Here is a 12263-nt window from a genome sequence, read left to right on the forward strand (position 1 = left end):
GTCGTTTGGGCGCCGACCCAGCCGGGCAGGTGCGCCCGACCCGAGCCGCGGCGGCTCCGGTGCGGTTGCGGCGGGGCGTGCGGGCGCCGCGCCACCCGGTCAGGCGCGGGCGCCGCCCAGACCGAGCAGCACCGCAAGGCCGAGGGCGCTGCGCGGGGCGTACGGCACCCGCCAGAGCCCGCCGTGCGCGGCCGCGTACGCCTCGTCCTGCCAGGGGTGCGGCTGCGCCGGGCCGCCGCCGGTGCGCAGGTCGTGCACGAGCAGCGCGGCCATCAGCGTGTTGCTGGTGGCCGGATCGAACACCTCGATGCCGAACCGGTGCGCGCCGGCGTACGCGGCGGCCAGGGCCCGGTTGCGCAGCACCGAGCGGGTGCGGGTGGGCGGCGCGACGGTGAACGACACCGTCGACCCGGCGTCCCGGGCCACCGCGGCCCGCCAGCGCTGCAGCCGCTTGGCCAGGGCGTAGTTCGGCCCCTGCTGCGGGACCAGGCTGTCGTTGACGCCGGGGTCGGCGCCCGGCGGGTAGTTGCGGTGCAGCAGCCGGCCGCCGGAGGCGAGCCGCAGCGAGCGGCGTACCCAACCCCGGTCGGCGTAGCCCCGCTCGGCGTGCCGCACCGCATCGGCCGGGACGGCGAAGACGTCCGTGGGCGTGGCGAGGAACGCCAGCGCCAGGTCGTCGCGCTGCCGTTGGAGGTGGACGGTCAGCGCGTCGACGGCGGTGGCGACCCGTACGTTGGTCGCCCCGTCGGCGTAGACGTAGTTGCCGAGCACCAGCCGGCCGTCGACGCCGCCCAGCCAGTCGGCGACCTGCGGCAGGCGGTGCAGCAGGTCGGCCCCGGCGTGCGCGGCCAGCGCCGGGTCGTCGCCGGCGGTGCCGGGCCGCACCGGCAGCCGGAGCCGACCACCGTGGCGGCGGGCGGTCTGCAGGACGCGCCGCCACAGCTCCGGCCGGGGCAGATCCACCGCGAGGACGTCGCCGCCCCAGCGCAGCAGCGACGGCAGCGGACCCATCTCCGCGCCCGCGCCCAGCACCACGACCTGTTGGTCGCGCAGGTCGAGCCAGTCCGGGTTGGCGAGCACCGCGCCGACCGCCTCGGCGCAGGACGGCTCGACCACGCCCGCGCCCACCCAGGCGTCGAGCCGGCGGCGCAGGTCGTCGCCGCGCAGCCGCTGGCCCCGGTACGGCAGCGACAGCTCCCGCTCGACCGGACCGCCGCCGCTGACGGTGGCCGTCTCCAGCGGCTCGTGGTCGGTGGGGGCGGCGAAGACCTCGCCCAGCCCGGTCTCGCGCCCGTCCGCGCCGACCACGGTCATCCGGGAGTGCAGCGAGGCGAGTCCGTCCCGGGCGATGGTGAGCGCGGCGTCGCGGGAGAGCAGCCCCGCCTCGACGAGCCGGCGGAAGTGCGCCAGGTAGCCGTGCCGCCAGTTGGTCTCGTGCTCGGCCGCCCGGGCGCCGACCGGGTCGACCGCGCGCAGGGCGTCCGCGACGACGGCCCGGCCGACCGCGCTCGTGCTGCGTCCCGCACCGGTACGGGGGAACACCACCCCGCTCGGACCCTCCACGATGACCACCCCTTCCCCGCCTCGCGCCGGACCGCCCCGACCGCGGGTGCCACTCTGCCTCATGCCGGGCTGACCTGCACCGCGGGCGGCGCTCGCCCTGCGCCCGGCGCGGCCCGGTGCGAGGATCGGCGCAGTCCACGACCGGAAGGAAACCATGCGCTACCGCACCCTGGGCGCCACCGGCACGGTGGTGTCGAACCTCTGCCTCGGCACGATGACCTTCGGCGCGGAGACCGACGAGGCGGGCAGCTTCGCCCAGCTGGACCGGTTCGTCGAGGCCGGCGGCACCTTCATCGACACCGCCGACGTCTACTCCACCGGGGTCTCCGAGGAGATCGTCGGCCGCTGGTTGCGCGGCCGACCGGGCGTGCGCGACCGGGTGGTGCTGGCCACCAAGGGTCGCTTCCCGATGGGGCCGGGCCCGAACGACGCCGGCCTGTCCCGGGTGCACCTCACCCGCGCCCTGGAGGCCAGCCTGCGCCGGCTCGGCGTCGAGGCGGTCGACCTCTACCAGGCGCACGCCTGGGACCCGCTGACGCCGCTGCCGGAGACGCTGCGCTTCTTCGACGACGCGATCCGCGCCGGCAAGATCCGCTACGCCGGGGTCAGCAACTTCACCGGCTGGCAGCTGCAGAAGGCGGCCCTGCTGACCCAGCACCTCGGGCTCGCCCCGATCGTCACCCTGCAACCGCAGTACAACCTGCTGGTCCGGGAGATCGAGTTCGAGCTGGTGCCGGTCTGCGAGAACGAGGGCATCGGCATCCTGCCCTGGTCCCCGCTGGGCGGGGGCTGGCTGACCGGCAAGTACCGGCGGGACAGCCCGCCCACCGGGGCCACCCGGCTCGGCGAGGACCCGGAGCGCGGCGTCGAGGCGTACGCGGGGCGCAACTCCCAGGAGCGGACCTGGCGGGTGCTCGACGCGGTGCGTACCGTCGCCGACCAGCGTGGGGTCTCCATGTCGGCGGTGGCGCTGGCCTGGCTGGCCGACCGGCCCGCCGTCACCTCGGTCATCCTCGGCGCCCGCACCACCGACCAGCTCGACGACAACCTCACCGCCGCCGACCTGCGCCTGGACGAGGAGCAGTCCCGGCTGCTGGACACGGCCAGCGCCCCGGCGGTGGCCGACTACCCGTACGGCGAGGCGGGGGTGCGCCAGCGCGGCCGCGACCTGCCCGGCACGCCGGGCTGACCGGTCGGGCGGAGCGCGCCGACGACGCGCTCCGCCCGGTCGTGGGTAGGCTGCGGCGGTCTCGGACCGCCCGGCCGTAGCCGTCAGCTGTCGAGCCAGCGGCGGATGCAGTGCAGGAGATCCTCGGCGTCGACCGGCTTGGTGACGTAGTCGCTCGCGCCGGAGGAGAGGCTCTTCTCGCGGTCGCCGTACATCGCCTTGGCGGTCACCGCGATGATGGGCAGATCGGCGTAGCGGGGCATGGCGCGGATCGCGGCGGTCGCGGCGTAGCCGTCCATCTCCGGCATCATCACGTCCATCAGGACGAGGTCGATGTCGTCGTGGCGCATGAGCGTCTCGATGCCCTTGCGGCCGTCCTCGGCGTAGACGACGTCGATGCCGTGCAGCTCGAGGATGTTGGTCAGGGCGAACACGTTACGGGCGTCGTCGTCCACGACGAGGACCTTCCGGCCCGCCAGCGCCGTGGCGAAGGGTTCGTTGACGGACGGGAGGTCGACGGCCGCGGGAGCGAGCGGCACGACCCGCTCGGGGCTCTCCGCCGACAGATGCAGGGCGATGCGCTCACGCAGGTCGTCGAGACTGCGCAGGACCTCCAACGGCCGGTCCTGGGCGATGGTCCGCAGCAGGGTCTCCTGGCCGGCCGCCAGCGGCCGCCCGTGGTAGGCCAGGACGGGCACGCCGCGCAGGCCCGGGGTCTCGTCCAGGGCCTTGAACAGCGCGGTGCCGCTGTCGGCGGACGTGTCGAGGTCCAGCACCAGCAGGTGGTGGCGATGCGCGGTGAGTGCCTCGATCGCCGACGTGGCGTCCACCGCCGTCGACACGTCAGCCCCGTGGCCCGCCGGTCCCGCGGCGACACCCTGGGTCAGCATGGTGAGCAGCCCCTTGTCGTGGGGCTCCAGCACCAGCAGGCGCCGCTGCTCGGTACGCCGCGGCCCGTCCGGCTCGACCGCCGACAGTGCGACGGTGGCCGAGGGCGGCGCGGTGTCGACCGCGAACGACGGGCCGGCGCTGGCGGGCAGGTAGAGCGTGAACGTGCTGCCCTGCCCGAGGACGCTGCGCGCCGTGATCCGACCGCCCAGCAGGTGGGCGATCTCCCTGCTGATGGAGAGGCCCAGTCCGGTGCCGCCGTAACGGCGGCTGGTGGTGCCGTCGGCCTGCTGGAAGGCGTCGAAGATCGCGGTCAGGTGCTGCTCGGCGATGCCGATGCCGGTGTCGATGACCCGGAACGCGATGACGTCCTCCGCCGGCCCGACGCCGCCGGGAAGCTCGTCCGGGCGGGCCCGCTCGATGCGCAGCTGCACCTTGCCGTGCTCGGTGAACTTCACCGCGTTGGAGACCAGGTTGCGCAGCACCTGGCGGAGCCGCTGCTCGTCCGTGTGCAGCTGGGTGGGGACGTCCGGGCCGGTGACGATGTCCAGCTCCAGGCCTCGGGGCGTGGTCAACGGACGGAAGGTCGCGTCGACGTAGTCCCGCAGGACGGACAGCTCGAACGTCTCCGGGTTGATGTCCATCTTGCCGGCCTCGACCTTCGACAGGTCGAGGATGTCGTTGATGAGCTGGAGCAGGTCGGTGCCGGCGGAGTGGATCACCGTCGCGTACTCGACCTGCTTGCTCGTCAGGTTGCGGTTCGGGTTCTGGGCGAGCAACTGGGCGAGGATGAGCAGCGAGTTCAGTGGGGTACGCAGCTCATGACTCATGTTGGCGAGGAACTCGGACTTGTACTTCGAGGCGAGCGCGAGCTGCTGGGCCCGGGCCTCCAGCTCCTGGCGGGCCTGCTCGATCTCGGAGTTCTTCGTCTCGATGTCGTGGTTCTGCCGAGCCAGCAGCGCCGCCTTCTCCTCCAGCTCCGCGTTGGAGCGCTGGAGCTCCTCCGAGCGGGCCTGCAGCTCCTCCGAGCGGGCCTGCAGCTCGGCGGCGAGGCGCTGGGACTCGGTGAGCAGGACGTCGGTCCGGGCGTTGGCGACGATGGTGTTGACGTTGACGCCGATCGTCTCGGTGAGCTGGTCGAGGAAGTCGCGCTGCACCTCGGTGAAGCGGCTCATGCTGGCCAGCTCGATGACGCCGAGGACCTGGTCCTCGAAGAGGACCGGCAGCACCACCAGGTGCAGCGGCGCGGCGGCGCCGAGGCTGGAGGAGACGGTGACGTAGTCGGCCGGTACGGCGTCGACCACGATGGCCCGCTTGCTCACCGCGGCCTGCCCCACGAGGGAGTCGCCGAGGGCGTACCGGCGGCGGGCGGCGTCGTGGCCGTAGCCGCCGACCACCCGCAGAGCGGCCCCCTGGGCGGTGTCGTCGACCAGCAGGAACGTGCCGAGCTGCGCCGACACCAGGGGCGCGAGCTCGTTCATCACCAGGCCGGCGACCACGTCAAGGTCACGGTGCCCCTGCATCAGCCCGGAGATGCGGGCCAGGTTGGTCTTGAGCCAGTCCTGTTCCTGGTTGGTGCGGGTCGTCTCGCGCAGCGACTCCACCATCGAGTTGATGTTGTCCTTGAGCTCACCGACCTCGCCCGGGGCGTCCACGGTGATCGACCGGGTCAGGTCTCCGGTGGCGACGGCGCTGGTCACCTCGGCGATGGCGCGCACCTGCCGAGTGAGGTTTCCGGCCAGCTCGTTGACGTTCTCGGTGAGCCGCTTCCAGGTACCCGAGACGCCCTCGACCTCGGCCTGACCGCCCAGGCGGCCCTCGCTGCCCACCTCCCGGGCGACCCGGGTGACCTCGGCGGCGAAGCTGGAGAGCTGGTCGACCATCGTGTTGATGGTGGTCTTCAGCTCGAGGATCTCGCCGCGCGCGTCGACGTCGATCTTCTTGGTCAGGTCGCCCTGCGCGACGGCGGTGGTGACCTGGGCGATGTTGCGGACCTGGCCGGTCAGGTTGTTGGCCATCGAGTTGACGTTGTCGGTCAGGTCCTTCCAGGTGCCCGCGACGTTGGGCACCCGGGCCTGACCACCGAGCCGCCCCTCGGTGCCCACCTCGCGCGCCACCCGGGTCACCTCGTCGGCGAACGCGCCGAGCGTGCCGACCATCGTGTTGATGGTCTGGGCGAGGACGGCCACCTCGCCCTTGGCCTCCACGGTGATCTGCCGGCTCAGGTCGCCCTGCGCGACGGCCGTGGCGACCAGCGCGATCGAGCGCACCTGGTTGGTCAGGTTGTTGGCCATCTCGTTGACGTTGTCGGTCAGGTCCTTCCAGGTGCCGCCGACGTTGAGCACCCGGGCCTGACCACCGAGCCGCCCCTCGGTGCCCACCTCACGCGCCACCCGGGTCACCTCGTCGGCGAACGCGGAGAGCTGGTCGACCATCGTGTTGATGGTCTCCTTCAGCGCCAGGATCTCCCCGCGGGCGTCGACCCGGATCTTCTGGGTCAGGTCGCCCTTGGCCACCGCGGTGGTCACCTCGGCGATGCTGCGGACCTGGGCGGTGAGGTTGTCGGCCATCACGTTGACCGACTCGGTGAGGTCCTTCCAGGTGCCGGAGACGCCCTTGACGTCGGCCTGGCCGCCGAGGCGCCCCTCGGTGCCCACCTCGCGCGCCACCCGGGTGACCTCGTCGGCGAATGACGACAGCTGGTCCACCATCGTGTTGATGGTGCTCTTCAGCTCCAGGATCTCCCCGTGGGCGGTGACGGTGATCTTCTGGGACAGGTCGCCCCGCGCCACGGCGGTGGCCACCTGGGCGATGCTGCGGACCTGGTCGGTGAGGTTGCCGGCCATCGAGTTGACCGAGTCGGTGAGGTCGCGCCAGGTGCCGGCGACGCCGCTGACCTGGGCCTGGCCGCCGAGCCGGCCGTCGGTGCCGACCTCGCGGGCCACCCGGGTGACCTCGTCGGCGAACGACGACAGCTGGTCCACCATCGTGTTGATGGTGCTCTTCAGCTCCAGGATCTCGCCGCGCGCGTCGACGGTGATCTTCTGGGACAGGTCGCCTCGCGCCACGGCGGTGGTGACCTGGGCGATGTTGCGGACCTGGCTGGTCAGGTTGCCGGCCATGAAGTTGACCGAGTCGGTGAGGTCGCGCCAGGTGCCGGCGACGCCGGGCACCTCGGCCTGGCCGCCGAGGCGCCCCTCGCTGCCCACCTCCCGGGCCACCCGGGTCACCTCGTCGGCGAACGACGACAGCTGGTCCACCATCGTGTTGATGGTGATCTTCAGTTCGAGGATCTCACCCCGCACGTCGACGGTGATCTTCTGCGACAGGTCGCCCCGGGCGACCGCGGTGGCGACCTCGGCGATGTCGCGGACCTGGTCGGTCAGGTTGCCGGCCATCGCGTTCACCGAGTCGGTGAGGTCCTTCCAGGTGCCCGAGACGCCAGGCACCTCGGCCTGGCCACCCAACTGCCCCTCGGTGCCCACCTCCCGGGCCACCCGGGTCACCTCGGAGGTGAAGAGCGACAACTGGTCGACCATGCCGTTGAAGACGGTGGCGATCTCGCCGAGCAGGCCGTCGGCGTCCTCCGGCAGCCGCGTGCCGAAGTCACCGTCGCGGACCGCCGTCAGGCCCGCCAGCAGCTGCCGCAGCCCCGGATCGGCCATCGGCGCGCTCGCACCAGTCGCCGGGGTACGTCGCTTCGCCGTCGTCTCGACCACCACAACCACCTATGCGTAGCAGCCGACGACGAGGCGCCGGCACAACATCAACCGCGCAAGTATGCACACGAAGCGGATATCCCGCAGCGCGGGCCGATCGCCCAGTGAGACGCGTCGGGGCCTGCGGAATCAGGCGTGCCCGCCCGGCCGGGTGGCACGCCGCCGTTCACCGGAACGGGATGCCCGGCGCGGCTAGAGTTCGCCCTGTCCATGGTGCCCGCGGGCCGCGTGCGGACCGGCGGTCGTCAGCGCCGACAGCAGGAGGACGCGATGGCGCAGCACGCCACGATCACGCGTACGGAGCTGCAACGGGCGCACGCCTCGGTGCCGGGACGGCTGATCGTCCAGACGTTGTTCCAGATCCCGCTGGGTCAGGCGTCGGGGCGGCACCGCCACCCGGGCGAGGAGGTCGGCTACCTCATCCAGGGTGACGTGGCGATGGAGTTCGACGACCGCCCCACCCTGACCATCCACGCGGGCGAGCCGTTCCTGATCCCCCCGGGCGTCGTGCACAATGCCCGCAACATCGGCACCGTGGAGACGATGATGCTCTCCACGTACCTGGCCGACGAGGCTCAGCCGCTGGTCACGATGTGCGACTGACGGCCGGGTCGGGGGGCGTCGGGGTGGCCCGGCGATGGAGCAGGTCGAGGATCTCGTCCACCGAGCCGGCCGGGTCGGTCACCGGGAACTGCACGGCACGGACCTGGGCCTCCGGGTCGACCAGCAGGGTGAGCCGCTTGAACCGGTCCACCCCGCCGGCGCGGAAGGTGGGCAGGAGCAGCCCCGCGGCGAACCGCCCGTCCTGGTCGGACAGGAGCGGGTACGGCAGCTTGGCGTGCGCCACGAACTCCGCCAGCTGGTCCGGGCGCTGGGTGCTCACCCCGCGCACCTCCGCGCCGGCGGCCGCGAAGAGCGGGTGGCGGTCGGCGTAGGTGCGGGATTCGAGGGTGCAGCCGCCCGCACCGGGGATGTCGCCCCAGCCGGGGGGCAGGGCCTGCCCGCCCGGGGCGAACGCCCCGGGGAAGAGGTAGAGCACGGTCCACCGGCCGGGTACCGCGGGGTTCTCGGAGCCGCCGTCGTGGCGGCGGAGGGTGAGCGGGGGCAGTCGCCGGCCGACGAGCTGGTGCATCCGGCGGGCCTCGGCGGACGCGGCGTCGGCGGTGGCGGTCAGCTGGCCGTCGCCCATCACGTGCCGGGTGCCCCAGTCCTGCAGTGCGATGAGCACCGGCAGCAGGCCCTCACCCTTGGCGGTGAGCAGGTAGTCGTAGCGCGGCGGATGCCGCGAGTACGCCTCGCGGCGCAGCACCCCGTGCGCCACCAGTGCGGTCAGCCGTTCGGTCAGCGCCCGGCGGCTGACCCCGAGCTCGCGTTGCAGCGCGTCGAACCGGGTGGTGCCGCCGGCCACGTCCCGGACGATCAGGAACGTCCACCAGTCGCCGAGCACGCCGAGGGCCTGGGCGATGCCGCAGTCGGCGTCGGAGAGATCGGCCCGCCTCACCTCGCACCTCCCGCCGCCCGGATCTCTCGACTATAGTCCGTTCCATGTTGGAACTGACCCGATCGCGGACGGGGGTTGGCGGCGAGTGACCGCCGGGGAGGCGACCGGGGTGTTCTGGCGCTGGTGGACCGCCGGCACGACCAGCTCGGTCGGGTCGGCGGTCGGCGCGGTGGCGCTGCCGCTGACCGCGCTGACCGTGCTGGACGCGTCGGCCTTCGAGATGGGGCTGATCGCCGCCGCGAGCTACGTCGCCTGGCTGGTGATCGGGCTGCCGGCCGGCGTCATCGTGCAGCGCCTGCCGCTGCGCGGCGCCCAGGTCGGCGCCGACCTGGCCCGGGCGGTCGCGGTCGCATCCGTCCCGGTGGCCTGGTGGTGGGGGCGGCTGACCGTCGCCCAGTTGGTCGTCGTGGCGCTGGTGGTCAGCTTCGCCACCGTGCTGTTCGACGTCGCCAACTCCACCTTCCTGCCCGCCATCGTCGGCCGGGAGCAGCTGCACGCCCGCAACAGCCTCACCTCCGCCACGCACGCCGTCACCCAGCTCAGCGGCCCGTCCCTCGGCGGCCTCGCCGTGCAGGCACTCGGTCCGGTGCCGACCGTGCTGGTCGACTCGGTCAGCTACCTCGTCTCCGCGACGCTGCTGGGCTCCCTGCCGACCCGCCGGTCGGCGGTGCCCGAGCGGTGGCCCCCGGTCCGCGAGATGATCGGCGAGGGCTGGCGGTACGTCACCCGCCACCAGATCATGGGCCCCACCATGTGGGCCGCGACCGCGGTGAACTTCGTCTGCGGGGCACAGCTCGCGGTCTACCCGCTCTACCTGGTCCGGGAGCTGCACGCCCCGGCCGCCCTGGTCGGCGTGCTGCTGGCCGTGGAGGGCGTCGGCTCGCTGGTCGGCGCGGCGGCCACGCCGTGGATCACCCGCCGGTGGGGCACCGCCCGCTCGGTGCTGGTCGCCTGCGCGATCGCCACCGCCGGCGCGTTCGTCGTGCCGCTGGGTGCCGGCTGGGCGGCGTACCTGGCGTTCGCGGCCGGCAACGTGGTCTTCGCCGGCGGCGTGGTGGTGCTCAGCGTGACCACCCGCACCTACCGGCAGATCGCCAGCCCGCCGCAGCTGCTGGCACGGGTGATGGCGACGGTCCGCTTCGTCTCCTGGGGCGCCATCCCGGTGGGCGGACTGGTGGCCGGCACGCTGGCCGGGGTGGTCGGTCCCCGGGTCACCCTGCTGCTCTTCGCCGCGGCGGCGACGCTCGCGCCGCTGGCGCTGCTCCGCTCCCCCGTCCGCCGGCTGCGTGATCTCACCGACGCGCCGGACGACCCGGTGACCCGGCCGCCGGTACCCGCCGTACGGTGACGGACCAGCGGTTGAGGGAATGGCAGCTTGCCGGCCGCTGACCGTCTCCGCTCATGCCCGGTATCGCGCGGTCATTCCGATGAGCGGAACTCGATCATGCTGGCAGCGAAGCTTGCACCTGACGCGGCGTCATGCCACATAGTCAGTGGCGTGGAGGAGCACCTGACCGTGGGGCGTGTGGCGGAGTTGGCCGGCGTCAGCGTCCGCACACTGCATCACTATGACGAGATCGGCCTCCTGGAGCCGTCTACGCGGACCGCGGCTGGGCACCGGGCCTACTCCGCGGACGATGTGGAGCGACTCCGGGAGGTGCTCGCGTACCGGCGGCTCGGCTTCGGATTGCGGGAGATCGCGGACCTGGTCGACGATCCGGCCACCGACGCAGTCGCACACCTGTGCCGGCTGCGCGGCCTGCTGATGGACCAGCGCGACCGGGCTGCTGCCATGGTGACGGCCATAGACAGGGAACTGGAGGCACGAGCAATGGGAATCCGGACGACGCCAGAGGAGCAACTGAAAGTGTTCGGCGCGCGGTTGTACGACGTCATCGGATCCGCTTACCCAGCGACGCGACGCACCGAGCCACGGATCGCTGCCCGCATCTGGGATGCGCTGGGGGACGCACGAACGGTGCTGAACGTCGGGGCTGGCACCGGCTCCTACGAACCACCCGACCGCGACGTCACGGCGGTGGAACCGTCGGCGGTCATGCGGGCGCAGCGTCCCGTGGGCGCGGCGCCATGCGTGGCCGCCGGGGCGGAGAGTCTGCCGTTCGAGGACCAGTCCTTTGACGCCGCGATGGCGGTCAGCACCGTCCATCACTGGCCGGACCCGGTCGCCGGGCTGCGTGAGATGCGACGGGTGGCCCGCCGGGTGGTGGTGTTCACGTACGACGCCGACGACACCGGCCGGAGTCAGCGGTTCTGGCTCACCCGCGACTACTTACCCGAGTTCGCAGACCTCCTCGTCGGCTGGCCGTCCCTGGCCGACCTGACCCGCGCGATCGGAGGACGCGCGGAGCCGGTGCTCGTCCCATGGGACTGCGCTGACGGCTTCTTCGAGGCGTACTGGCGCCGGCCTGAGGCATACCTTGACGAACATGTACGCCGCGCGGTTTCGGTATGGACCAGAGTCGGACCGCAGGCCGAGCAACGGGCAGTCGGCACACTCCGCGAAGACCTTGCCTCAGGCCGGTGGGCCGAGCGCAACCGCGACCTCGTCGCCCTCGACACGGCAGAGCTCGGTCTCCGCCTGCTCGTAGCCTGAACCACCGTGCGCGAAAACGCCGCCAGACGCGGGCGTCAGGGTCCGCACCTGCGAGACGGACAAGTCAGCCGACCGCTCGTGCCGATGTCGGCTGCTTGCTCCTGGGCGACGGTCTGGAAGGCTTCGCCCATGCCTTCCTACCCGCCCACCTTCGCCGACCAGGTCGTCGCACAGCCAGCCCGCTCCCAGTTCGAGGCGTTCCTCGACGAGCACCGCGGCGCGCTCAATGGCTGCTTGAACGGGCTGACAGAGGAACAGGCGCGCCGATCGTTGGTGGCCTCCCGGACCACGCTGCTGGGTCTTGTTAAGCACGCGACCTTCGTCGAGAAGGTCTGGTTCGACGAAGCCGTCACGTGCCGGTCGCGCGCTGAGATCGGCATCCCTGCGACATCGGACGAGTCGTTCATCCTCGATGACGACGACACGATCGCCACCGTCCAGCACGCACACCGCGAAGCCTGCGAAGCATCACGCCATGCGACGTCATCCCTGGCTCTGGACGACATCCTGCACGGGCACCGGCGGGGCCCGTTTCCGCTGCGGTGGGTGTATCTCCACGTGCTGCGCGAGCTCGCCCAGCACTGTGGGCACGCGGACATTCTTCGAGAGCAGCTCATCAACGAGTAGTGCGCGGACGCCCGCTCACTGCGCAGACTCTTCCTGTCGGCGGTCTCGTCGGGCACCGTGTCTGGTGCCGGCGATCTGGGGTCGTCGGCGCACCTGGTCTCCACCGGGCCACCGCCTCGTCCGCTTGACCGTGAGAGGTCCGGCATGAGTTCCGCGGGGCCCGGTGGTCTCAGGGCACGTATG

At 72.4% G+C, this 12263-nt stretch carries 8 protein-coding genes; 5 read left to right on the forward strand and 3 right to left on the reverse strand.

What is annotated here, in order from left to right; genetic code table 11:
- Positions 1–99 precede the first annotated feature (99 nt).
- Positions 100–1563, reverse strand: coding sequence for a hypothetical protein (locus tag AC5RWQ_RS25110; protein ID WP_494285106.1), 1464 nt, complete (start codon positions 1561–1563; stop codon positions 100–102).
- Between the two features lie 154 nt (positions 1564–1717).
- On the opposite strand from AC5RWQ_RS25110, the gene AC5RWQ_RS25115 reads away from it, so the two are divergent.
- Positions 1718–2752, forward strand: coding sequence for an aldo/keto reductase (locus AC5RWQ_RS25115; protein WP_494285107.1), 1035 nt, complete (start codon positions 1718–1720; stop codon positions 2750–2752).
- 83 nt (positions 2753–2835) lie between these two features.
- Here AC5RWQ_RS25115 and AC5RWQ_RS25120 read toward each other — a convergent pair whose 3' ends face one another.
- Positions 2836–7284, reverse strand: a complete 4449-nt coding sequence (locus AC5RWQ_RS25120) for a hybrid sensor histidine kinase/response regulator (RefSeq protein WP_494285156.1) — start codon at positions 7282–7284, stop codon at positions 2836–2838.
- Positions 7285–7608: 324 nt separating this feature from the next.
- On the opposite strand from AC5RWQ_RS25120, the gene AC5RWQ_RS25125 reads away from it, so the two are divergent.
- The gene (locus tag AC5RWQ_RS25125; RefSeq protein ID WP_494285108.1) at positions 7609–7941 is read left to right on the forward strand and encodes a cupin domain-containing protein; all 333 of its coding nucleotides are present in this window, start codon (positions 7609–7611) and stop codon (positions 7939–7941) included.
- Here AC5RWQ_RS25125 and AC5RWQ_RS25130 read toward each other — a convergent pair.
- Positions 7925–8839, reverse strand: a complete 915-nt coding sequence (locus AC5RWQ_RS25130) for a winged helix-turn-helix transcriptional regulator (RefSeq protein WP_494285109.1) — start codon at positions 8837–8839, stop codon at positions 7925–7927. The genes AC5RWQ_RS25125 and AC5RWQ_RS25130 overlap by 17 nt on opposite strands.
- Before the next feature lie 85 nt (positions 8840–8924).
- Between AC5RWQ_RS25130 and AC5RWQ_RS25135 the strand changes: the two genes are divergently transcribed.
- The 3 genes from AC5RWQ_RS25135 to AC5RWQ_RS25145 all read left to right on the forward strand — a co-directional run bounded on the left by AC5RWQ_RS25135 (position 8925) and on the right by AC5RWQ_RS25145 (position 12080).
- Positions 8925–10187: an MFS transporter gene (locus AC5RWQ_RS25135; RefSeq protein WP_494285110.1), complete on the forward strand. Its 1263-nt coding sequence runs from the start codon at positions 8925–8927 to the stop codon at positions 10185–10187.
- Between the two features lie 150 nt (positions 10188–10337).
- A complete protein-coding gene (locus AC5RWQ_RS25140) occupies positions 10338–11453 on the forward strand; it encodes a MerR family transcriptional regulator (protein ID WP_494285111.1) in 1116 nt (371 codons plus the stop codon).
- Between the two features lie 6 nt (positions 11454–11459).
- Positions 11460–12080: a DinB family protein gene (locus AC5RWQ_RS25145; protein WP_494285112.1), complete on the forward strand. Its 621-nt coding sequence runs from the start codon at positions 11460–11462 to the stop codon at positions 12078–12080.
- Positions 12081–12263 lie beyond the last annotated feature (183 nt).

It is taken from the genome of Micromonospora sp. BS32, from assembly GCF_059089345.1.